This window comes from Pseudomonas sp. HPB0071 (assembly GCF_000478505.2).
In the GTDB taxonomy this organism is placed as follows: Bacteria; Pseudomonadota; Gammaproteobacteria; order Pseudomonadales; family Pseudomonadaceae; genus Chryseomonas; species Chryseomonas luteola.
In genome coordinates this window covers 3,794,500-3,818,880 of the sequence record NZ_KI517367.1, presented here as the reverse complement: position 1 = coordinate 3,818,880, position 24,381 = coordinate 3,794,500, and the positions used below count along the sequence as shown (strand labels likewise).

Below are 24,381 nucleotides of genomic sequence, written 5' to 3'. Positions count from 1 at the left end.
CCCTATAGCAGATCAGTGCTGTGAAAGCAGTGTTAGCGATTCAGGTTGCAGGGGTTAATCAGGGAAGAGGAGCCGTGATCAGCATCGACTCCTGCATTGGACGTTGCCGTTACCGACTTGACTATACGGGCTACGGCAAAGACAAGCGTTCAATGCATAGAATTTAAGTAGGGGTTAGCGACGACGTGCGCGACGACGCTGCTCTTCTGCCAAACGCTCCCGCTCGCGGCTGCGCACAGGAATAGGCTGAAGACGCGGCTGATCAGCCAGGCCCAGCGCCTCGATCAATTTGGACGCCAGCTCTTGAATACGTTCTTTCATTACCGATCTCCTGAGATCTACTACCTGTAATACAGAGACTACGTGTCTGCCGGAAAATTGCCTGAATAACGCACTCAACAGATTATCGGCAGGCTTACCTTAATATTGAGTCAATTTTGCCCTATTCAATTCCAGAACTATTGCCCCAGCCGTAACACTATATTTCGATTAACCCAAACGGCCTGTGCGCTACGTTGCAAACAGACAAGTATGCAACCAGAACCAGTTTTTGAAGGACTAAACAGTAGTGCTCTGGAAGAGGCAGTATTCATGCGTGTTCCGCTTTCACCCTGGCTGGTCATCTTTGCCATTGCCCTAAGCGTCGGGGCTTGTACCCGTGTCGGATTTGCCTATAAGCACCTCAATACGCTTATACCGTGGTCGATGAACGATTACCTCGACATGAACTCCGAGCAGCGTCGTTGGTTTGACGAACGGTTGGCGGACCATCTGCGTTGGCACTGTAGCCACGAGCTGCCTCGCTATCTGGAGTGGATGGATGGCATCAAGACTATGGTGCGTAACCAGCAGGTATCCCCAGTAACGATCAGGGCTCGCATGGATGAACTCAAACAGGCCGTCGATACCCTGGCGGTTGAAATCACACCGACCAGTACCGATCTGTTAAAACAGCTGACCGATCAGCAGGTCGCAGAGCTGAAGGAAGAGCTGGACCGTGACATCAGGGACCGTCGTAAAAAGTACCTCGACCCTTCTCGCGGCGAACAGATTCGAGATCGGGCCGCTCGTATGGAGGAACGCATCAGCTTCTGGACAGGCTCGCTCAATCCGGCTCAGAAAGACCGAATCATGCAATGGTCGGTGCAACTTGGTGATCAAAATCAGGCCTGGGTCGGCAATCGGATTCAGTGGCAGCGAGAACTACTTGAGGCCTTGCAACATCGCGGCGAGCCAGATTTCCCACAGCGCGTCAAACAGCTGCTGCAGGATCGGGAAAGCCTGTGGACGCCTGCTTACCGGGAAAGCTTTTCGAAAACTCAGGAGGCAGCGATTTCGCTTATTGACGACGTGTACAAAACCACGGATGAAACACAGCGTAATCAGATCGTCAGTCGATTAACGGATATACAAAAAGACCTTGAACCTCAACGGTGCGATAGAACGAAAAATTAGCACGATCAGCGGAACTGTTGAGTAATTACCTGAGGTCTTATTCCTAAGTTTGTAATATTGGTCAAAATTTAACCGACGAATGACCTTTTCCAATTCGGCTAGATCGATATTATTCCCCTGAGCCTGTTTTACGTGCCTGAGTGCCCTGGCTCCTCCTGTCATAACAAGAACGTAGCGTGCTCCACGTGGCGGACTTTTTTGAATATTAACTACCTGCTCAACCACGGATGAATGTTGACGTCAGGCATTGCTTTGGCCTCTGGCTGTTTGCCTGCTAGTGCAGGCTGCTGAGCAATCGCCGCTCCTGTTAAACCTAGGGGAGTGAAACCCATGCCAAACCCTTCATGGCTTGTTTTTATTGTGGCGGCTCTTGCCTCCGGTCCTGCTACAGCCCAGACGCTCTTGCAGCGTGACCTGGGCGGCTTCGATATGACCCTGGGAACGACCCAGACGCGCACTATGGCCCAGGGGCTCGTCAAGCCTTCTAACGGCGCAGTAAATGGCGGTCTGGATTTCACCCATGACACTGGCTTGTATTTTGGCCAGTGGACGGCGAACAGCGGATCCTCCGCGGATAACCTGTCCATTGAAATGGACACTTATGCGGGCTACAAGCATCGCTTTGCTAGCAGCGGATACGGTTATGAATTCGGCCTGATCAATTACGATCACGTCACGCAGGACGTAGAACCCAGCCGGGAAATCTACTCCGGTATTAGCATTCTCGGTAGCCGCTTTGGCGCGGCGTTCGCCAATGATCCCGACCGTAGCAACACATCTCTTTACGCGGACCTGGGTACTACTCCGATTCTCGGAATGGGCCTTTCCATGCGTTATGGAAATTACATGCTGAACTCGCCGGTGACGCTGGCAAGTGGCGACATGGTTCGCTCGTATAATGATTGGTCGGTAAATCTGACCCGCAAATGGGCTGACACCCAGTTCAACTTCTCTTATACCGGAACCAGTCTTCAGGGACAGGATTGCTCATCTTATTCAGGACACAACGCCTACTGCGATACCGCTTTATTGCTGAAGGCGTCGCACCCTCTGTTTTAAGTCATCCAGCGGTCATAGGACCGCTGGATGCAATAGGTTAAAGACTGGTTTTAAAAACATTACTCAGCTGATGGAACTGCTCTGAGAGGCTTTTCAAACGCTGGCTTTCATGCTCAAGCCCTTCCGCTTCTAAAGCATTCTTTTCAGTGATTGTCCGTACAGAGTAGAGGTGCTTACTTACCTCGCCAGTGACTTCAACCTGATGACAAGAGGTAGCTGCTACTTGCGCATTGATATCGTTAATGGCACGGATGTCATCGGAGATCAATTGCAAGGACTGAGCGCTCTTGTGTACATCGCTAGCGCAGCGAACCGCGCGCGCTCGGCTTTCCTGCATGGCTTCTACTGCACTTTTGCTTCCCATCTGCAATGAGCCAATGATGTTTTCGATCTCTGAGGTCGAGGCCGCTGTCTTCTGCGCCAATGCCCGCACCTCATCTGCCACCACCGCAAACCCTCGACCCTGATCTCCAGCCCGGGCCGCCTCGATGGCTGCGTTAAGCGCCAGAAGGTTAGTTTGCTCGGCAATCGCTTTGATGACTTCCAGCACTTTTCCGATCTGTTGAGAGTGAGCGGCCAAAGCGCGCATTTCCTCATCGGTTCCCTCAAGATGCTCAGCCAGAAGGCTGAACTCCTTTTGCATGGCATTCAGATCGGTACTGCCTTTATAAGCACGCTTAGTCGCCTGACCGGCTACTTGAGCAGCCTGCTGAGCCTGTTCAGCAGCTATACCGATTGTGGCTCCCATCTGATCAATAGCAGATGAAACCTTAGTAATTTGCTCATGCTGTATGCGTGAGCCCTCACGCATGTGAGAAGTGGCTTTAGCCATCCCCTCACCGGCGACAGAGAGCCCTTGGCTGTTAGAAACGACACTTCCAACAGTGTGGTCGAGCGAGTCAAGAAATCCGTTGAACCGGTCTGTCAGTTCGTTTTTCAGTGAAATGCGATAGCTCAGATCAACCGCCTGACCATGACGTGTCAGATAGTTTACTGCCAGTAACAAGGATTCACTGACAACCGCCTGCTTACGGGTATGAAGCGACAGATAGATAAGAATGGCGCTTTCCAACACCACATAAAACGCATGCAGGAAAATAACGCCCCATGTTTCGCTACGATGGATGACATGCAGATCCCATCCTGACGCCTGGATTGCATAAAATCCAACATGATGAACAGCGATAACGCCCGCCGCTATGAGAATAGGTAACCAGTCACGGTAATACACCAGAAACGCCAACAGTACAAAGACGCCGAAGTGCATTTCCTCCATGCCTTGCAAGAGGTGGATCTGCAATGCAGCAAAACCCATAAATACAACGGCTATGGTGCAACGCATCAGGCGTGAGCCGGGTGCAACGCTATAAAGCACTGTGGGCAAAGCAGCCAGTGCTCCACCGACAAGCAGGGCCTGCGTAAGACTTCCTTCCCAGTAGGTCAGGCAGAGCGAATAGACGAACATGACCCAAACCACAGCCAACATCAACTTATCGGCCTTGCGGTAGTAGGTAGTTAGGGAGTAAACGGACTCGGACACAGGCATGCCCTCTACCAAGAAATAATTGTTTAATGGGTCGACACAGTCGTGTCGTAGGAGGTATCGACCTGCTGCCTGAATTTATTGAGTAAGCGCCTGATTAAACTTATCTAATCACGACAAATGGCAAAGTAATGAGCACACTATTCATAAACGCTGCTTACGCCTGTCTGTGCAAGGTAGGCGTCACCTCGAACCAGCAGTAGCCGGGCCTTTTGTTCTTCCTCTGGCTCTAAGGCGATCAACGCCTTGAACTTACCGGCCACCCAGGCCGCAATCGGTACGCCATTTCTGAACAGCAGCCGATTCCCCATGACCGCAGGAACCTTGGCTCCAGGTAGCAGTGTACCGGCAAGATTGAGTGGGTCTACGGCGGCAATACGCACATAGCATTCAGTTGCGGCACGTGTTCGCACGGCGCGTAGTAGCGCAACAGCTTCCGGCAAGGCGAACTGCTCACCGGAAAGACCCGCTATGAAACGCCCGCCGCGTATGTCTCCTCCCGCTTCGAGACGGTGATAGATGCGCAGCAGTTCGCGCCAGGGCGGCAAGGCGTCTGCCTCCCGTGCCAGCAGGTGCCAGCTGATGACGCCATATCGCCTCAGCAACACCCAGGCAATGTGCTCCATGACGTCATCACCCCAGCGTGGGGGTTTGGATACCTGCTGCTCGGCTTCTGCTGCAGGCCGCCGAATCAATGCCCAGCGGCCTGCATCGTCCATCCCGCCATACAGAGGCACCCTGCCCCGACGACTCGTGGTACGGCTGCCTCGCTTGGCGGCTGGCAGTAATAACGCCCTCAATCCGGCAAAGCTGTCTGCGTTGACCATCCCTGTATTGACCAACTCGCCCAGGGCATTTTCCAGCTCTGTTCGCAACAAACGAGCTTCACTCATCAGTTCGTCAAAAAACAGCGCGCCGCGACGGGACAGGGCATCCATGACCTTTTGTGCCTTAGGTGAAAGCTCCGGCTCGGCCGAATGAGCAGACAGCGCATTCCAGACAGCCAAGTCGCGTCTGGGCAATAAAACAATGGGAGAAGCTCGTACAGGTCCGCCAGCAGCTTTGCTTACGGGATCCAGGCGCATCCACACCATACGCCCGCTACGACACAGATCATCCAGCCAATGAAAGCCATAATCCGGCAAGCGCGCAGGTAATATCTCACTTTCCCAGCCTGCAGCAGCCACCTGATACCCTTCCAGCTGGGTCAGTACTGCAGACAAGGCTTCGATCCCTCTGGCCTGGGTCTCAGGTGTGACATGCTGCCAGTCAAACAGGAACTGCATGAAATCCGTACAACTCACCGGCTCGATCTCACGACGTAGCCGGTTGACGGTATAGCGGTGAATGCGAGCCAGCAGATGACGCTCACACCATTCCTCTTCAGCAGCGACAGGCGTGAAACGCCCCCGCAAGACATAACCTTCCCGCTCCAGTGCAGCGAGTGCCACCATGAGCTCTGAGGCTGAAAGCCCCATGTGCTGGCTCAGCGTTGTTAACGTCAGCGGACCGAAGCCTGTCAGCCGGGCACGTATGAGCTCCACCAGCGCCTCTTCCCGAGTGCATATCTCATCAAGTTCGACAGGCAGTGAACCATCAGGATCACGTGTCATTCCCGGATAAACCAGTTCCAAAAGGCGTACACGCTCAACCGGGGCCCAAAAGACCTGATGTGGGGTAACAACACGGCATACCCGACCTGCCTTGAGTAACTTGGCCAGAAACGGTTTCCAGCTGTTTTGCGCAGACATCTCTTTTTCAGTCATGCACACCAGTCCTGTGAGCGCTTCGTGCAGCTCATCGGCATCACGTGCCTGCGGCCAGGCCTGCTCCCGTACTGAGTCAATCGCCTCGGCATCGAGCGCACCCAGATCATCGCCAGTCGCGGAATCCAACCAACGCCGATTCATCACAGCCAGCGTTCTGCGCTCCTCTAAAGGAGCATCGTCCAGAAAGGCATAGGGACGTGCGGTAAGAATTTCGGCTGCAAGGGGTGACGGTGCAGGCAGATCGCAGACCTTTGTCGCGACCGTACCCGCCTCGATATTCCCGAGCAGCTCCAGCCAGGCGCGGCTATCCATGGATACCTGCAGGCAATCATGCAGGGTTTGTTTGACCAGCGGATGCTCAGGCACCTCGCGCTCGCCAACAATGTTTTCCAGACAAGCCACCTGATCGGGAAAGACGGTTGCCAGCAGATCATCGCTGCGCATCCGCTGGACCTGAGTCGCGACCTTCCGACCTGCCGTGAACCGCGGCAAGGCCAATGCGGTGGTGGCATTCCAGCGCCAGCGAATGCCAAAAAGCGGTGCCTCAAGCAGCGCCTGTATAAGAATGTGCTCCGCACTTGCTGAGTGCAGGTACCGCCACACCTCTTCCAGCGGAAAACTATGGCTGGTAGAGAGCGAAAGGATGAGAGCATCCTCTGTCGCCGCCGCTTGCAGCTCCACATTGAATCGGCGGCAGAATCGCTTGCGCAGCGCCAGTCCCCAGGCTCGGTTGACACGGCTTCCATAAATCGAGTGGATGACAAGCTGCATGCCGCCTGCCTCATCGAAAAACCGTTCCATTACCAACGTCTGCCGGGTCGGTAACGCACCCAGCATCTGTCGAGCACGTCCCAGATAATCGACGATCTGCTCAGCCGCCGCCGCTGGAAGCTCTTTTTCCACTTTCAACCATTCGATGACCGACGCCGTATCGGATAAGCGTAGCTCCAGCTCATGACGCAAGCGCGAAACACCGTGTGAGAGCTCATCTGTTCTCCCAGGTGCTTCGCCGTGCCAAAATGGAATATTGGGCGGCTGACCCTGTGCGTCCTCAACGCGGACACGTCCACTTTCGATCTTGAGAATTCGATAGGACGTATTGCCCAGCTGAAAGATATCGCCAACCAGGCTCTCGACCGCGAAGTCCTCATTGACCGTCCCGATCCCATGCCCCTGCGGCTCCAGCACGACAGAATAATCGCCGGTTTCAGGAATGGTCCCACCGCTCATGACTGCAGTCATCTTGCCACCACGACGACCGCGCAAGAGCCCGTTCACGGCGTCGCGGTGCACATAGGCGGTCCGAACACCTCGCCGATGGCTATAGCCTTCACACAGCATCGTCACTACCGCGTTGAAGTCAGTTCGTGACAGTGCCGCATAGGGCTCGGCACATCGGACCAGCGTAAACAAGGCGTCCTCGTCCCACTCACGGCATGCGGTTTCCGCTACGACCTGTTGTGCCAGCACATCCAGCGGCTGCCTAGGAATAACCAACGTATCCATTTCGCCACGTCGGATGCAATCAAGCAGCGCTGCACATTCGATCAGATCATCCCGAGACGTTGGGAACAGTCGCCCTTTCGGAATCCCTTCGACATGGTGACCCGAGCGGCCTACACGCTGAAGAAAAGCGGCAATGGAGCGAGGTGACCCGATCTGGCAGACCAGATCAACCTCACCAATATCGATGCCCAATTCCAGCGATGCGGTTGCTACAAGCACCTTGAGTTCGCCACGCTTGAGGCGCTGTTCGGCGTCGAGGCGCTGCTCTTTGGCCAGACTGCCATGGTGGGCGGCCACTGCCCGACTGCCGAGCCGGTCCGTCAGATGCCTGGCCATGCGCTCGGCCATACGGCGCGTATTGACGAAAATCAGCGTCGTTCGATGGGCCTCAGCCTGCTCGGCCAGACGATCATAAAGCCCTTCCCACGTTTCATTGGACATCACAGGCTGCAGCGGAGCGGGCGGTACTTCAAGAGCAAGATCCCGAACACGATCATGGCCGATATCAACGACCGCACAAGGTCTTTCCTGCCCTGCTCTATCGCACCCCACCAGAAAGCGCGCGACGGCGCCGATGGGCTTTTGTGTAGCAGACAATCCAATACGCACCAATGGCCGCTCGCATAAGGCCTCCAGGCGCGCAAGAGAAAGACTCAAATGACTGCCCCGCTTTCCGTCAGCAATGGCATGGATCTCATCCACAATGACGCTGCGCACCGTATGTAGAAGCGCGCGCCCAGAGTCTGAGCCCAGCAGTACATAAAGCGATTCTGGCGTCGTCACCAAGATGTGTGGCGGCCGTTTACGCATGGCATTACGCTCGCGCTGCGGTGTATCGCCTGTTCTGACGGCCGTTCGGATCGCTACAGGCGGCAAACCACACTGTTCAAGCTCAGCCGTGATACCTGCGAGCGGCTTTTCCAGATTGATTCGAATATCGTTCGATAACGCCTTGAGCGGTGAAACGTAAACAACCCAGGTCTCATCCGGCAAGGCACCGTTGTGTTCAACACCCAGGCGTACCAGTTCATCGATTGCTGCCATAAAGGCTGTCAGGGTCTTGCCAGAGCCGGTAGGCGCTGCGACCAACGTCGACTGTCCTGCCCTGATGGCAGGCCAGGCATGCTGCTGGGCTTGGGTTGGGTAGGCGAAGGTACGCGAAAACCAGGACTGCACGGCAGGATGAAAACCTGCCAGAGCCTCTTGGCTGGAAGCGGGACGTAAAGGATAAGTCATGACCGCACTATGGGAGCGGCTTCGATAACAGACAAGGCGGTATAAACGAAGCCGGACGAGTGGATTTCTCCGCTTCGCCCGGCTTAGTAACAGACGATTGCATCAAGCCTTCTGACTCAATTGTCTGCCAGCGACAGCGGTCGCGCGACTGACTCGAGTGACTTGCGTTCGGCTGCCACGCCCCAGATCGACTGCACTATCCCTGCTGCAATCATGAGGCTAGCGCCAATGGCGTAGCCATAGAAGACGTTGACTCGGCTACCACTCTCAATCAGCTGACCAAACAGGGTTGGGCCAATAATTCCACCAAGCCCCGTACCAAAGGCGTAGAACACTGCAATCGCCAAGGCGCGGATTTCCAACGGGAACGTTTCAGCAACGGTCAGATAAGCCGAGCTGGCTGCGGCTGAGGCAAAGAAGAAGATAACCATCCAGGCAATCGTCTGAGTCGTTGCATCCAACATACCCTGCTGGAACATATAGCCTGTGATGATGAGCAGGACACCCGAAATAGCGTAGGTAGAGCTGATCATGATCCGGCGACCAACCACGTCGAACAGTCGCCCCAGGAGCAGTGGACCACAGAAATTACCGAGCGCAAATGGCAGTACATACCAGCCGACATTTTCTGAGGGTACATCATAGAAATCCGTCAGTACCAACGCATAGGTAAAGAAGATTGCATTGTAGAAAAAGGCCTGAGCTGTCAGTAGGGTCATGCCTACCAATGCGCGTTGGCGATGCACGACAAACAAGCTCTGAAAGACCTCCTTGAGTGGCGTATGGTCCCGACCGCGCATGCGCAAATGGAATTTGGGATCGACCGGCTCAAGCTTGTAGCCTTCGGCTTCGAAGCGTTTTTCGATGTTATCGACAATGCGCTTGGCCTCTTCCGGCTCATTATGAATCATGAGCCAGCGCGGGCTTTCGGGTATCCACATGCGCATGAATAAAATGATCAACCCGAGCGCTGCCCCAATGCCAAAGCACATTCTCCACCCCAGGTCGCCTGGAAGCAGTTCGGGGTCCAGAAACACAATGGAGCCCATGGCACCCAGGGCTGCGCCCACCCAGAACGAGCCGTTGATCGTCAGGTCAACCCAGCCGCGATAACGCGCTGGCGTGAATTCCTGAATGGTGGAATTGATGGCCGTGTACTCGCCTCCAATGCCTGCGCCTGTCAGGAAGCGGAACAGCAGAAAGCTCCACAGGTTCCAGGAAAACGCCGTCAGAAACGTTGCACCTACATAGAGAAACAGTGTGATGAAAAAGAGCTTGCGACGCCCTAGCCGGTCCGTCAGCCAGCCAAAAAATAACGCACCCAAAACTGCACCGGCGATGTAAACGCCACCTGCCAATCCAACATCAGCATTGGTCAACTGAAGCGCGGGACTCGCCTTCAAGGCGCCGGCTACCGAACCCGCCAATGTTACTTCAAGACCATCGAGGATCCAGGTAATACCCAAGGCCATGACCAACAGGGTATGAAAGCGCCCCCAGGGCAGGCGGTCGAGCCGGGCCGGAAGGTTGGTTTCGTAAATGTGCTCGTGCAGTTTTTTGCCAGAAGGGGAATCCGTCTCTTGGACAGCGGAAACATCTGAGGCCGCCATATTTCTTGTCCTCACTATTTTTATAAAGGGGCCGCACAGCGATGCGACTGGCACTTTTGTACAGCTCGTCTACAAATTGAGAGCTAGGTCATACAAAACTAGTTCAGCGAGGCGCTACGCAACTCGTCGAGAAACAGCGAGTCCGAGAAAAGCTTTTTTTAAAAAAAGAACTATTGCGCTATCGGGATAGAGAAAATAACTAATGAAAACAATGATTCGCGGCACCTCTGCGGCTTTTTTAGCCTGCATCTTTCCGCTCACAGGGCAGGCATTCGAATTTGATGGGTACGGACGTGTTGGTATAGGGGGTGCTGATGCAGGCGGTAAGCAGTCCTGCTTTCAGCTTCCGGGGGCACCTGCCAAATACCGCTTGGGTAACGAGTGCGAGACCTACTGGGAGCTAGAGGGTCACCAGGAACTGTACAAGGGCGCTGACGGGACGCTCTGGAAATTGCACGGCATGGCAAGCCTTTACAATGTCTATGACCAGTCGCCCACGTTTAGCGGCGCCAATGGCAATGTCCGCTTGCCGCAAATCTGGACCAGTCTGGCGTTGCCCGAACTGAACGGCGGTGGCCTCTGGTTCGGTCGCCGCTACTACAAGCGTCACGACATTCACATCAATGACTTCTACTACTGGAACCCAAGCGGCACAGGCGCGGGTATCGAGGACTATGGCCTGGGCGACACAGGACTACGCCTGAGCTATGCCTTCTCCCGAGAAGACAATATCGAACAGAAGCACAAGGCCAACCGACACGACATCAACCTGGGCGGCATCAAGGCCAACAAGGACGCCGAGATTGAAATTGGCCTGAGCTACATTCAGAAAGCCGGACATGTTGAAGACTCGCACAGCGGCTGGTCCATCTCGGCCGAACATAAGCAGGTGAATTTCTTTGGTGGCGAAAACCGGTTTACGGTTCAATACGGCGAAGGTCCCGGTATCGGGCTTGGCCAGACCGGTAACGTACAAGCCGACAAGGATGTAAAGAGCATAAGGGTTCTGGAATCGCCCCGCTGGCAGATTACCCCGCGCTTTGGCGGAATGCTGCTGGCATTGGTACAGCGTGACCGCGCGCCTAACAACGCTGGCCAGACGTGGTACTCCTTTGGTGTCCGCCCATCCTATGCGTTCAGCGAGCATTTCAAGCTTCTGGTAGAAGCAGGTCACGATCAGATCGACCCTGAAGAAGGCGGCACACGCAAATTGACCAAGTTCACCGTGGCGCCCACCCTTGCGTTAGGCGGGATGGGTCTGATGGATCGTCCCGAAATCCGATTCTATTGGACTTATGCGCAGTGGAACCGTGCCGCTCAGCTAAGCGCAGCGCAAGACACTGCACTGTCTGATTCAGGGGCATTCGGCTCTCAGCGTCACGGTTCAAACTTCGGCGTGCAATTGGAAACCTGGTGGTAAAGCGGTAGCGTTATAGCCGTATTCTGGCATCAGCTCCGATACGGCTATAAGCCTTCGACCATCCAGAAGCAATCGATCTTAGCCGCCTCTATTCTAGAAAGAACTTTAAGTTTCTCTCCGGGTCCGTTCTACGAAGCCCACCTCCGGCATCTGTCGGAACGACCTGGAGATAATGCCATGAGCCATCTCGCCCGCGAGATGAACACTGTGGATGCCTTCGCTCTCGACACCCCTGGCTGCCTCATCGAACGCTTTAAACGAGTTCGATCCGCTACTGAAAAGCTTTGTGCTCCCCTTCAGACCGAAGACTACCTGATTCAAAGCATGCCAGACGTCAGTCCGCCCAAATGGCATCTGGCCCACGTGACCTGGTTTTTCGAAGCGTTCATTCTCAAGCCCTTCCTGCCGGGCTACAAGACGCTGGATCCAGCCTACGATTACCTGTTCAACTCCTATTACGAAACCCATGGCACCCCGTTCCCACGAGCCAAGCGCGGGCTGATCTCCCGTCCAACCGTTGCAGAGGTCTATGGCTTTCGCCAATGGGTCGATCAGGCCATGCTCGAACTGCTAAACCATCTGCCGGAACAGCATGCTGAAGAAATCGCCCGTCGGACAGAACTCGGGCTACACCATGAGCAGCAACATCAGGAGCTGCTGCTCATGGACATCAAGCACATCCTGGCCCAGAACCCTCTCCATCCGGTATATCGGCACGATCTCAAGCCAGCCACACACGCTGATCCCACTCCGCTGACATGGCATTCATATCCGGCTGGCGTACGCCACATAGGCCATAGCGGTGACGGTTTTGCCTTTGATTGCGAGACACCACGCCACCGCGTCTTCGTCGATGAGTTTCAGTTGGCGAGTCGCCTGGTCACCAACGGTGAGTACATGGCCTTTATCGAAGATCAGGGCTATAGCCGCAGTGATCTCTGGCTGTCCGATGGCTTCAGCCAAGTGCGGCAGGCCGGCTGGCAAGCACCCCTCTACTGGGAGAACGTAGACGGCCGCTGGTACGCCATGGGCTTGGGCGGCCTACAACCTGTCGATGAGCAGGCTCCCGTCTGTCACCTGAGCTTTTACGAGGCGGATGCATACGCCAGTTGGGCCGGCGCCCGCCTGCCAACCGAAGCCGAATGGGAAGTGGCCGCCGCCGGTCTTTCGCGTACAGGCAACTTTGTCGAGCAGGACCATCTCTCGCCTGTGGCCTGTAGGACTCACACGCCCGATCAACCCTGCCAGCTGTTTGGAGACGTTTGGGAATGGACCGGCAGCGCCTATCGCCCCTACCCCGGCTTCAAGCCGCTGGATGGCAGTCTGGGCGAGTACAACGGCAAATTCATGTCCGGGCAGATGGTCTTGCGGGGCGGCTGTTGCGCTACCCCTGCCGATCATATTCGCGCGACCTACCGTAACTTCTTCTACCCAGCCATGCGTTGGCAATTCGCCGGCCTTCGCCTTGCCAAGGAGATCTGATCATGGCTCTAGCGGTTCGCTTCTACGATCAACAACCGGACGTCGCCAGCGACTCCCTACGTGAAGATGTCCTGAATGGTTTGGCAGCCGAACCCAAGGCCATTCCGCCCAAGTACTTCTATGATCAGCGCGGCTCCGAACTGTTCGAAGCCATTACCGGTACGCCAGAGTACTATCCGACTCGTACTGAAGAGCGCATCCTGACCGAAGCGGCTGGCGATATCGCTGCTATTGCAGGCTCCGGCATGACGCTCATGGAACTGGGCAGTGGTGCCAGCCGCAAGATTCGGCTCCTGCTGGAAGCCCTGCGTCCTCAAAGCTACCTGGGTGTGGACATTTCCCGAGACTTTCTTTTGTCCAGCACGCACCGCCTGGCCGCCGACTATCCCTGGCTGGACGTAAGTGCGCTGTGCACGGATTTCACACAGCCGATGAAGCTTCCACAAACGCTGGGAAAAGCGCCCGTGCTGGCCTTTTTCCCCGGTTCGAGCATTGGCAACTTCACGCCAACCCAGGCATGTGCCTTTCTGCGTAACCTCCATCGATTGCTGCCACCGGGCAGCGGCCTGTTGATCGGTGTGGATCTGGTCAAAAGCAAGGCCCGCCTGGAGGCGGCCTATAACGATGCCGAGGGCATTACCGCGGCGTTCAACCTCAATCTGCTGGAGCGTATCCGTCGCGAGATGGATACCGACCTTGATCCTTCGCGCTTCAGCCATTACGCCTTTTATAACGAACCGCAGTCTCGTATTGAAATGCACTTGGTTAGCCGCCGCGCTCAGACGATTCGTGTCGAAGACCAGCGATTCATGTTTCGTCAGGGCGAAACGCTGCACACCGAAAACTCTTATAAATACAGTCTGAAAGGATTTGAAACCTTGAGCCGGGAAGCCGGTTTTTCCCCAATAGCCGTATGGAAAGATCCCGCGGCCCTCTTTAGCGTGCACTATCTGGGACGATAGCGCCCAAGCAGCGGTCAGCCGCGTCGTTAAGGGCTGACCGTTAGGGTACTCATGATGCCGATGCGCCACTCTGGCGCAGATGCCAAGGCTAAGCTATTCCTATAGTTGTACTAAACCGTTGCGATTACTAACTGTTTAGTGGAAATGAGCTGTAGAGCGCTCATGCGAAAGTATGGGTGTGTTATTTAGCAGACATGTCTGCAGGATTTAGCTTATGAGTAATGGCGCTGCCCTTCCGCCTAATGAAACAGAGCGCTTGGCTGCTTTGCGCAGTTCAAACTTGCTGGACAGCCCAGCTGACCCCGCATTTGACCACATAGCCGAAATTGCTACCGAACTCTTCGACGTGCCTATTGCCATCGTTTCGCTGGTGGATGAGCATCGACAATGGTTCAAGTCTATCCGCGGACTCGACGCGCAGGAAACGCCTCGGGATATCTCGTTTTGCTCTCATGCCATCCTGGATGAAAACATCATGCAGGTGCGTGATGCCCAGACCGATCCACGGTTCAAGGATAATCCACTGGTAACCGGTAACCCTGGCATACGCTTCTATGCCGGCATCCCGTTACGGACCCACGAAGGCCTGGCCTTAGGCACCTTATGCCTGATAGATACCAACCCACGGTCTGAGCTCAGTGGTGCCCAGGTACGACTCCTCAGTAAATTACGCGATATGCTGATGGAGCGCATCGAGACGCTGCGTTCACTCAGCTACGTAGACCCTATTACCCAACTGCCTAACCGCAGCCGTCTGCTGGAAGATGCCGAATCGATGCTGCGCAGCTCCGAAGAGCTGCTGGCCGTCTCCATGGATGTGTTCGACCCGTTCTATCTCAATGGCCTGCTCAATGCGCTGGGCCAGGACCACTAAGAAGGACTGCTCCAGTCCATCAAGGAGCGACTGCTTTCCCTGATGCCTTCGGGGATACGGTTGTACTCCATCGGTACGGCCCGCTTTGCATTTTTGGTCCACGGCATGACCGATCTGCAAGGCAAGGAAGTACTCGATTGCATCGAGCGCGGCATGACGGGGCTTATCGACTACAACGGCATCCCGATTGAAACCCGTCCCGGTCTTGGGATTCTCAAGCTCAAGCCCGGCGACACCCGTGATTGGCTGAGGGCGCTGATCTCGACGGCCGATATAGCCCGCGAACGTAGAATGGGGAGCCGTTATTACGACTCCGCCCACGATCTTGCTCAGCAACGGGCCTTTGCCCTGTTGAGCAGCCTGCCGGTCGCCCTGCACAGCGAAGGTCAGCTCTCCCTGTTTTATCAGCCTCGCGTAGACCTCAAGTCGGGTGCCTGCCGCTGCGTGGAAGCCCTGTTGCGCTGGGCTCACCCAAAGCTGGGCGCTATCGGGCCTACCGAATTCATAGCACTGGCTGAGAAAACGGCCCTGATTCGCTCTATCAGTTACTGGGTCATCGATGCTGTCTTGAGCCAGTATGCGCTTTGGAAAGCAGACGGCCATTGTTTCAATGTGTCGATCAACATTTCGTCCCACGACCTGGACGATCCAGATTTTGCCGAGCGGGTAGCGGAAAAAATGGCCAAACATGGCGTACCGCCCTCCTGCGTGGAGTTCGAGGTGACGGAAAATTCGCTCATGTGCAATTTTGAGAACGCTCGCATCCAGTTGGATGCGCTTCGGCATCTAGGAGCCTCTATCTCAATCGATGACTTTGGAACGGGATACAACAACCTGATCTATCTCCGCCAGATACCAACGGATTACATCAAGATCGATCAGAGTTTCATTCGCTGCCTGCCAGGCGACGACAAGGACGCACTCATCGTTCGCACCATGGTGGAACTGGCACACGGCCTGGGATACGAAGTCACCGCGGAAGGCGTGGAAACACCCGAGATTCTGGACACCGTGCTGGCGCTAGGATGCGATGAAGGTCAGGGCTACCACATTGCCAAACCCATGGGTGCGCTTGAGCTTGAGCACTGGCTCAGGCGACCCGTAACGCCTCAACCCTCTGGCCAGGGCGGCTCGCCTTTCTCCTCGTCTTACGCAACGAACTAGCCTTGAGACGAAATTGGCCCTGTAAAAACAGGGCCAACTCGTTTATTCCGCGTCCGTCTTCTTACGCCGCAGAGGCGCCATGCCATCCTGGCTGACCACCTTGGAAGCGCTGGGGCGCTTGGGCCGTGGCGATGTCTTGGCTTTCGTCACTGGCTTCTTGGTGTCGGTCTTTTTCTTCTTGGTGCTGGCAGCCTTGCCAGACGCCTTGAGCTTCTTCGGCCCTTGATAGGTGCCTTTAAGCGGTTGCACCACGCGCCGCTCGAAACGCAGTTTCAGGTAGCGTTCGATGCTGGACATCAGGTTCCAGTCGGTATGGCAGATCAACGAAATTGCCATGCCCGCCTCGCCGGCACGTCCGGTACGGCCAATACGGTGGACATACTCATCCCCGCTGCGCGGCATATCAAAGTTAATGACCAGATCCATGCCTTCCACATCCAGGCCACGGGCCGCTACATCCGTAGCAACCAGCACGGACACGGCGCCCTGCTTCAAGCGCTCCATCGCCAGCTTGCGGTCTTTCTGGTCCTTTTCGCCATGCAGAACGAAAACCTTGATGTTGCTGGCGGTCAACACGCCACCCAGGCGGTCGGCCTGTACACGGGTATTGGTAAAGACAATGGCCTTGCGATAGGTCTCGTGGGCCAGCAACCATTGCAGCAGGCGCTCCTTGTGAGCCACGTCATCGGCAGTGATGATCTGCTGGGTGACCGCCTCGTTGAGTTCCCCGGTGCGATCAAGCATGAGCACTTCCGGCTCACGCAGGACATGTTCTATGACAGTACGCAGGGAGCTACCGCCGCTGGTAGCCGAGAACAGCAACGTTTGTCGGGACTCTGAAGTGCACGCGTCGGCCAGTTTAAGCACATCTTCGGAGAAACCCATGTCAAGCATCCGGTCGGCTTCGTCCAGGACGAGAAAATCGACATCGTCCAACTCAAGGCTACCGCCATTTAGATGCTCGATCAGCCGTCCGGGCGTTCCGATAAGAATCTCGGGATTCTTGCGCATCGCCGCGGCCTGCTCCTTGAACCCCTCACCTCCGGTAATGAGTCCGGCCTTTAGAAACGTGAACTGGGCAAACCGCTCGACTTCCTTGAGCGTCTGCTGGGCCAGCTCGCGGGTAGGCAGCAATATCAACACCCGAGCACCCACTTGGGGTTTGGGCTCGGACAACAGACGATGCAGAATCGGCAGGACAAAGGCAGCCGTCTTGCCACTGCCAGTACGGGCAGTCACACGCAGGTCTCGCCCATCCAGTGCCGGGCCGATGGCGGCCTCCTGAACCGGCGTGGGCTTTTTGAATTTCAGCGTGTCCAGTGCCTTGAGCAGACGCTCGTGCAGGTCGAAATCGGAAAACAAGGACGCATACCTCAAAGAAAATCGTAGTTCTGCTGTATAGCCTACCGGTTACGCAACAAAATCGCTGCCTTATTTAGCGCAGCGGATGTTTCAGCTTCCCAATGGGTAACTCATCGACGTGGCAGTAGACGGCTTGTAGATCAGCTGCCAGCTGACGCGCACGTCCAACGCGAACCGGAGCACGCTCGGTATCGATGACAAGGACAGACGCATCAAGACGAGGCAATGAGGTCCAGGCGCGTACACGGCCATCGGTCATCACAACGACACTTACCGGCTCATTGCCGAGACGACATTGGTGTTGCTTTAGCCACTCATGTGCGTGTTCCAGGGACTCAAGCAAGGGAGTACCGCCCCCTGCACCCAGGTCTTCAAGCCAACCCGGAACCTGCTGACTGGCTCGACGAGCCTGGGCAAGCCAGTGCGGCTGTACACCTGTTGCCCCTAGCACCGCTACGCTTGCCCGCGCGCGGTAAGCCTGCTCGAGAAAACCCAGCAATACGCCCTTGGCTTGAACCAGGGCGCCATGACGTCGCATGGACGCCGAGGCATCGACAATGAACAACCAATGCTCTCGTGGCAACTGAGAGCGAGGCTGGCGTATCAGGTCAGCCTCACGTCGAGGAAGCCCCCTCAGTAAGGTGGGTACCCAGGCAACTGCCCCTGCCTCACCTGTGCGAGAAGCACCGTGCCGACCGCTACTGGCCTTCCCCGGTAAAGGTCGAGCATCCGCCACTTGGGTTACACGCGGGCGAATGCTCAGCGCTTTTTTGGCCAACCCTCACCTGAGCGCTTTTCTCCAATCGCCGTCGCCTGAGGCGGTAGCTCACCCCATTGCCCTTCACTCTTCGAATGGCTTGAAGAGGGTTCGGAGACGGGACGATCAGAAGATGGCGGTGGCGGTAACTCCGAAGGGGGTTGCTGTCGTCGGCGATGACGCAACGCGAACTCTTCCACCGCATCGATATCATCTTCAGTAATCATTTCGTTACCGCGCCAAGCCGCATGGGCGCGTGCTGCCCTTAGCCATACCAGGTCCGCACGCATGCCATCCACTGCCGCTGCAAAACAGCGCTCGGCAATACGCGAAAGCGACAGATCATCCAGTGCGACCCCTGCCAACCGGCTACGTGCAGCCTGGCAGCGCTCGACAAGGTCCGCCTGGCTTCCGGCCCAACTGGCAATAAAGCCGGGCGGATCAAGGTCGAACGCCAGCCGACGACGCATGATTTCGGCTCGCTCTGCTGGCGCAGGATGGGCATTCAGCGCCACATTGAAACCAAACCGATCCAGTAATTGAGGACGTAACTCCCCCTCCTCGGGGTTCATGGTGCCAATCAGTACAAAGCGCGCCGGATGCCGATGGGAAATCCCGTCGCGCTCCACGGTGTTTACACCACTGGCGGCTACGTCCAACAACAGGTCAACCAGATGATCCGGCAGCAGATTGACCTCATCCACATACAACACTCCGCCGTCCGCCTTGGCCAACACGCCAGGTGAAAATGCAGCGCGCTTTTCACCCAGGGCGGCGTTCAGGTCGAGTGTGCCGGTAATACGCTCTTCGCTGGCCCCCAATGGCAAGGTCACGAATGAACCACCCGGCATCAGGGCGGTCACGCCGCGTGCCAGGGTGGACTTCGCCATACCGCGCGGGCCTTCGATCAATACCCCACCGATACCCGGATCAATGGCATTGAGGCAAAGCGCCAACTTCAAGGAGTCAGCTCCTACAATGGCAGCCAAAGGAAATTGCGGAGTATCAGTCATAGAGGGCTCATTAATGGGCTGGTATTATGAGGAAACATCTACTTAGCTTTCCTCGCTGTCCATCAGAATGTTTTCCAGCGCTTCCCGATAATGCCCAGGCTCCTGCCAGAGCCCGCGTTGTTGGGCCTCCAGCAATCGCTCGGTCATTTCTCGCAAGGCATCAGGATTGTGCTGCTGGATGAATTCGCGGGTGGCCGGATCGAGCACATAGGCATCGGCCAACAGCGCATACTGGTGGTCATCGATCAACGCTGTCGTGGCGTCGAAGGCAAACAGATAATCCACCGTGGCCGCCAGCTCAAAGGCACCTTTATACCCATGCCGCTTCACGCCATCGATCCATTTGGGATTGGCAGCCCGGGAACGAATGACGCGGTTGAGCTCTTCCTTGAGTGTACGGATGCGAGGCGACTCCGGCTGACTGTGGTCGCCGTGATAAGACGCTACTGCCTCGCCCTGCAATGTCTCTGCGGCGGCCAGCATGCCACCCTGGAACTGATAGTAGTCGTCCGAATCCAGCAGATCGTGCTCACGGTTATCCTGGTTGTGCAAGACAGCCTGTAGATGGCCGAGCCGCTCGACGAAGCGCTCCCGTGCAGGCGTGCCTGGGTCATCTGCGCCATAGGCGTAGCCGCCCCAATTAAGGTATACCTCCGCCAGATCATCGCGAGATTGCCACTGACGCTCATCGATCGGGCCTTGCAGACCCGCCCCATAGGCGCCGGGCTTGGAACCAAATACCCGCCAGCCAGCTTGGCGCCGCGCCTCGTTAGTCGCCAGCCCCTTCGCTTCGAGGACACGTTGCTCCTCACGGACCCGGGCGGCCAATGGATTCATATCGTCCGGCTCGTCCAGCGCGGCCACCGCCTGCACCGCGGCATCAAATAGCCTAATCAGGTTGGCGAAGGCATCACGGAAAAAACCCGAAACCCGCAACGTGACGTCTACACGCGGCCGGTCCAGGATTGTCAATGGAAGGATCTCGAAATCGCTTACACGCTGGCTATCGGCCTGCCAGACGGGGCGCACGCCCAGCAGTGCCATGGCCTGGGCGATATCGTCACCGCCTGTCCGCATGGTGGCAGTTCCCCACACGGACAATCCCAGTTGCCGCAGGTAATCACCATGATCCTGCAGATGACGCTCCAGCAAGAGGTTGGCTGATTGCCAACCGATTCGCCATGCCGTTTGGGTTGGCAGGTTGCGGACGTCTACCGAATAGAAATTGCGGCCCGTAGGCAACACATCCAGACGGCCTCGACTGGGTGCTCCGCTGGCACCTGCCGGGACGAACCGTCCTGCCAGTGCGCTGGTAATGCCCTCGATCTCCGCCGGACCGCAGGCGTCAAGAAGCGGTGCTATATGGCTTTTGAGCTGGGCCAGCACCAGCCCCGCATAGGGCCACTGCGCCTCATTCAACTCACCGCCCAGTGCCTGCTCAATCAGTCGACCGGCCAGTAATTCCAGGCGCTCACGCGTGTCACCGGCGATACGCCAAGGCTCCGTACTGACTGCCCGTAACGCTTCAGGGTGCGGCCCAGGCCAGGGCTCTCCCAACGCAGCATCAAGGGGATCAATATTCAGGCTCAGGTCTTTAGCCAATGCCTGAAGCAGGCTGGCATTACCGCCCTGCCCGTTACCGCGGGGAATACGAACCAACGCCAGCAGGGTATCAAGCCGCAGGCGCTCCTGCGGAGACTCACCAAAGATATGGAGCCCGTCGCGTATTTGCGATTCCTTCAGCTCGCACAGGTAGGCGTCTACCTTGGGTAACCAGTCTTCGGGTGCTTCGGTATCCGAAAGTTTCAGCTCCTGGTCCAGACTGGAGCGGCGTAACAGCTGTGCGATATCGCCTTGCAGCTCGCGGGCGCGACGCGGATCAAGCAGTTGCGCTTCATAGAACTCATCGGCAAGCCGCTCAAGATCGCGCAAAGGCCCATAGCTCTCGGCGCGCGTCAGCGGAGGCATCAGATGATCGATGATAACCGCCTGGGTACGACGCTTGGCCTGCGCCCCTTCGCCCGGATCATTGACAATGAAAGGATAAATGTTGGGCGTTGGGCCAAGCACGGCATCTGGCCAACAGGTTTCAGACAGACCAACACCCTTCCCTGGAAGCCACTCAAGGTTGCCATGCTTGCCGACATGCACCAGCGCATGGGCGCGATAGACGTGCCTCAGCCAAAAATAGAACGCCAGATACCCATGCGGCGGCACAAGGTCCGGATCGTGGTAAACCGCACCGGGATCAAGGTGATAGCCCCGCGCCGGCTGGATACCTACAAACGTCAGTCCGAACCGCAGCCCGGCAACCATCATGCGGCCGCAGCGAAACATGGGGTCCTGCTCGGGATCGCCCCAGCGTTCCCGCACCGCGTCCTGGTTCACCTGCGGCAATTCGGCGAAAAAGCGCAGGTAGTCCTCCATCCCCAGGCTTTGATGGCATGGCCGTAGATCCAGGCTTCCCAGATCATTCGTCACGCCGCCCAATAGGGAATGGACCAGGGCCGTTCCGCTCTCGGGCAGGCCTTCGACCGGATACCCTTCGGTCTCCAGCGCTTTGAGAATATTGAGTGCAGCGGCAGGCGTATCCAGCCCTACACCATTACCAATCCGGCCGTCCCGGGTCGGGTAATTGGCCAGGATCAAGGCGGTACGCTTTTCACTATTTGGCAATCGAGCCAACATGATCCAGCGCCGAGCCAGTTCAGCCACAAACGCCATTCGCTCATGAACGGGCTGATAACACACCACATCGCTCTGGCTGCGCTCATCTCGCCAGGCCAGGCCCTTAAAACTGACGGGGCGCGTGATGATCCGCCCATCCAGTTCCGGTAAGGCAATGTGCATCGCCAGGTCGCGTGGACCAAGCCCTTGGGCGTTCTCCCGCCATCCCGGTTCGTTATCCTGGGCACAAATAGCCTGCAATACCGGCACATCGCGACGAAACGGGCGGAGATGAGGGGAATCCGGGTTGGACTGGGCAAAACCTGTCGTATTGATGATCAGCTCGGTCTCTGTCGCCTCCAGCAGTGCCTCGACCTCAGCAAGGCACTCCGGCTCCTTGAGACTGGCTACGGCAACGGGTAACGGATTAATCCCTTGAGCTATCAATGCTTCGCAGAACGTATCGATGAACCCTGTATTGGCCGCTTGTAGATGACTGCGGTAGAACAACAGGGCCGCTACCGGCCCATCCTCCTGCCAACGCTGCTGCCACGAGCCCAGCGCCTTATCTTTATCACGCTCTGGCGCATACACCACAACACGCGGTAGCGGCTGAGGCTCGACCCACACCGCCTCATGTCCAAACCATCGCTGGCCGATGAAGCGATACAGCATGCGGGCATTATCCATGCCGCCCTGTCGAAGGTACTGCCAGATCCGCTCGGCATCCTCAACGGAAGAGTTACCCAACGCCATTAGCTCAGGATCGGGTTTGTCATCTCCGGGTACAAGAATCAGCCTGGCACCTTGTGCGGACAGCTGGGCTAACTGATCTACACCGTAGCGCCAGTACGCCGCCCCGCCCAGCAACGAGACAATGATGACCTTGGCATGCTGAAGCACCTCATCGACATACAGATCAACCGAGGCATGATTCATCAGCTGCATGGGATTGGCCAAGCGCAGGCTTGGAAAGTCCTCAGGCAGCCCGCGCGCCGCTTCGGCCAGCAGCGCTAGATGAGAATCGGCACTGCACAGGATCACCAGGTCACCCGGGGTCTGTGCAAGATGAGCGATTCCGTCGTCGGGCGTAAAGCCGCCGGGCTGAGTCCTAAGGAGATGCATCGTATTAAGCCAGTACGCTGCGGAGTTCAGCGCTGATGGCAGCCTGATCCAGATCCTGGCCAATCACGACCAGACGTGTCTGCCGAACCTCATCCGCCTTCCAGGCACGATCGAAGTGCTTGTCGAAGCGGGTACCTACCCCTTGCACCAGCAGGCGCATCGGCTTGGCCTTGATGGCGACGAAGCCCTTGATACGCAGGATGCCGTGGCGCTGCACCAGCCCGGTCAATGCGTCCAGCAAGACACTCTCCTCCACCTCTGGCAGATCGACCGCAAACGAGTCGAATTCGTCATGATCATGCTCCTCATGAGGCTCATGGTCGTGATGCGTCTTTCGCGCGTCGATATGCAGCTCAGCCTCGGCATTCAGCCCCAGCAGGACAGACAACGGCAGCTGCCCGTTGCTGGCTTCAATGATTTTGACGGACGCCGGCAGTTCGCTTTCGATCTGGCTACGGACGGCCGCCAGGGCCATTTGCGGCATCTGGTCGACCTTGTTCAGGATGACCAGATCGGCACTTGCCAGTTGATCCTCGAACAGCTCATGCAGTGGGGACTCGTGATCCACGTTGGGGTCCAGCTGACGCTGGGCATCGACTTTTTCGGGATAGGCCGCAAACGTACCCAGGGCAACCGCCGGGCTATCCACCACGGTAACAACGGCATCCACGGTGCACGCATTACGGATTTCTGGCCACTGGAAGGCTTGTACGAGTGGCTTGGGCAGCGCTAGGCCAGACGTCTCGATCAGGATGTGGTCGATATCGGCACGTCGGGCCACCAGGTCGCGCATCACCGGAAAGAACTCTTCCTGCACGGTACAGCACAGACAGCCGTTAGCCAGCTCGAATACCCGGCCTGCGGCTTCTTCTTCGGTACATCCGATGCTGCACTGCTTCAGGATTTCACCGTCGATACCCAGCTCACCGAATTCATTCACAATGACAGCGATGCGCCGCCCTTGGGCATTTTCCAGAATATGGCGCAGCAATGTGGTTTTGCCGGCGCCGAGAAAGCCGGTAATGATTGTGACAGGAATCTTGGCCAAGGTTTTCATGAGCTGCCTTATGAAAAAGGGACAGGCAGGCATGACGAAGACGCGCTCATACGCAGTCCAGACGCCACACCGGATCACCCCGCCCGGTTGTCGGAAAGAATACGGCTCACACGTGCAGCCGCATTCTGAAATGTGTTCAAGGCAGGTCTCCTGGCTCACGGCAACGCTTCTCGCCTTCCCGCCCAAGAGCAGTGGCTTCCTGAAAAGCATCGATTAAACAACCGTTTACAGTTGCGGGGGCAGCTGCGGCCTCGCACCGCATTCCCTCTTAGCTTTGGTCATGTGCCAAAGCACCCTGAAGGCGCAAAGGCTACGAGCGC

The 24,381-nt window shown here is 56.6% G+C and carries 16 protein-coding genes and 1 riboswitch; of the genes, 7 read left to right on the top strand and 9 right to left on the bottom strand.

The features are described 5' to 3' along the window. Window positions 1-174: 174 nt before the first annotated feature. Window positions 175-321 carry a PA1414 family protein gene (locus HMPREF1487_RS27710; RefSeq protein WP_010798068.1) on the bottom strand — a complete coding sequence of 49 codons (147 nt, stop codon included), beginning with the start codon at window positions 319-321 and terminating at the stop codon, window positions 175-177. 210 nt (window positions 322-531) lie between these two features. Here HMPREF1487_RS27710 and HMPREF1487_RS17730 point away from each other — a divergent pair, with 210 nt between their 5' ends. Together HMPREF1487_RS17730 and HMPREF1487_RS17725 are read left to right on the top strand one after the other, a co-directional pair. After that, window positions 532-1,455, top strand: a complete 924-nt coding sequence (locus HMPREF1487_RS17730) for a DUF6279 family lipoprotein (protein WP_019365038.1) — start codon at window positions 532-534, stop codon at window positions 1,453-1,455. Between the two features lie 330 nt (window positions 1,456-1,785). Continuing rightward, window positions 1,786-2,514 carry a TorF family putative porin gene (locus tag HMPREF1487_RS17725; RefSeq protein WP_010798066.1) on the top strand — a complete coding sequence of 243 codons (729 nt, stop codon included), beginning with the start codon at window positions 1,786-1,788 and terminating at the stop codon, window positions 2,512-2,514. Between the two features lie 37 nt (window positions 2,515-2,551). Here the strand turns inward: HMPREF1487_RS17725 and HMPREF1487_RS28415 are convergent, their stop codons facing one another. From HMPREF1487_RS28415 to HMPREF1487_RS17710, 3 genes are all read right to left on the bottom strand, one after another. Then, a complete protein-coding gene (locus HMPREF1487_RS28415) occupies window positions 2,552-3,157 on the bottom strand; it encodes a methyl-accepting chemotaxis protein (protein ID WP_230382144.1) in 606 nt (201 codons plus the stop codon). A 1,040-nt stretch (window positions 3,158-4,197) separates the two neighbouring features. Then, window positions 4,198-8,568 (bottom strand): DEAD/DEAH box helicase, encoded by a 4,371-nt coding sequence (locus HMPREF1487_RS17715; protein ID WP_010798064.1) that lies wholly within the window; start codon window positions 8,566-8,568, stop codon window positions 4,198-4,200. A 116-nt stretch (window positions 8,569-8,684) separates the two neighbouring features. Then, a complete protein-coding gene (locus HMPREF1487_RS17710) occupies window positions 8,685-10,178 on the bottom strand; it encodes an MFS transporter (RefSeq protein ID WP_010798063.1) in 1,494 nt (497 codons plus the stop codon). A 202-nt stretch (window positions 10,179-10,380) separates the two neighbouring features. Between HMPREF1487_RS17710 and HMPREF1487_RS17705 the strand changes: the two genes are divergently transcribed. The 5 genes from HMPREF1487_RS17705 to HMPREF1487_RS26340 all read left to right on the top strand — a co-directional run bounded on the left by HMPREF1487_RS17705 (window position 10,381) and on the right by HMPREF1487_RS26340 (window position 16,080). After that, complete coding sequence (locus HMPREF1487_RS17705) at window positions 10,381-11,598, top strand: maltoporin (RefSeq protein WP_010798062.1); 1,218 nt, start codon at window positions 10,381-10,383, stop codon at window positions 11,596-11,598. A 198-nt stretch (window positions 11,599-11,796) separates the two neighbouring features. Continuing rightward, complete coding sequence (gene egtB / locus HMPREF1487_RS17700; protein ID WP_371106386.1) at window positions 11,797-13,080, top strand: ergothioneine biosynthesis protein EgtB; 1,284 nt, start codon at window positions 11,797-11,799, stop codon at window positions 13,078-13,080. Window positions 13,081-13,082: 2 nt separating this feature from the next. Next, entirely contained in the window at window positions 13,083-14,042 is a 960-nt protein-coding gene (gene egtD, locus HMPREF1487_RS17695) for an L-histidine N(alpha)-methyltransferase (RefSeq protein ID WP_010798060.1), read from the top strand. 214 nt (window positions 14,043-14,256) lie between these two features. Then, window positions 14,257-14,916: a GAF domain-containing protein gene (locus HMPREF1487_RS26345; protein ID WP_010798059.1), complete on the top strand. Its 660-nt coding sequence runs from the start codon at window positions 14,257-14,259 to the stop codon at window positions 14,914-14,916. 105 nt (window positions 14,917-15,021) lie between these two features. Continuing rightward, window positions 15,022-16,080, top strand: a complete 1,059-nt coding sequence (locus HMPREF1487_RS26340) for a putative bifunctional diguanylate cyclase/phosphodiesterase (protein ID WP_177325221.1) — start codon at window positions 15,022-15,024, stop codon at window positions 16,078-16,080. A gap of 42 nt (window positions 16,081-16,122) precedes the next feature. On the opposite strand, the gene HMPREF1487_RS17685 is transcribed toward HMPREF1487_RS26340, so the two are convergent. From HMPREF1487_RS17685 to cobW, 5 genes are all read right to left on the bottom strand, one after another. Continuing rightward, window positions 16,123-17,442 carry a DEAD/DEAH box helicase gene (locus HMPREF1487_RS17685; RefSeq protein ID WP_010798057.1) on the bottom strand — a complete coding sequence of 440 codons (1,320 nt, stop codon included), beginning with the start codon at window positions 17,440-17,442 and terminating at the stop codon, window positions 16,123-16,125. A 73-nt stretch (window positions 17,443-17,515) separates the two neighbouring features. Continuing rightward, complete coding sequence (locus HMPREF1487_RS17680; RefSeq protein WP_010798056.1) at window positions 17,516-18,220, bottom strand: VWA domain-containing protein; 705 nt, start codon at window positions 18,218-18,220, stop codon at window positions 17,516-17,518. Continuing rightward, window positions 18,202-19,212: a magnesium chelatase ATPase subunit I gene (locus HMPREF1487_RS17675; RefSeq protein WP_010798055.1), complete on the bottom strand. Its 1,011-nt coding sequence runs from the start codon at window positions 19,210-19,212 to the stop codon at window positions 18,202-18,204. The genes HMPREF1487_RS17680 and HMPREF1487_RS17675 overlap by 19 nt, the downstream gene beginning before the upstream one ends. A gap of 42 nt (window positions 19,213-19,254) precedes the next feature. Then, complete coding sequence (gene cobN, locus HMPREF1487_RS17670) at window positions 19,255-23,004, bottom strand: cobaltochelatase subunit CobN (protein WP_010798054.1); 3,750 nt, start codon at window positions 23,002-23,004, stop codon at window positions 19,255-19,257. Between the two features lie 4 nt (window positions 23,005-23,008). Beyond that, window positions 23,009-24,061, bottom strand: coding sequence for a cobalamin biosynthesis protein CobW (cobW, locus tag HMPREF1487_RS17665; protein ID WP_010798053.1), 1,053 nt, complete (start codon window positions 24,059-24,061; stop codon window positions 23,009-23,011). A 122-nt stretch (window positions 24,062-24,183) separates the two neighbouring features. Next, a riboswitch (cobalamin riboswitch) is annotated at window positions 24,184-24,374 on the bottom strand. Window positions 24,375-24,381: the final 7 nt, after the last annotated feature.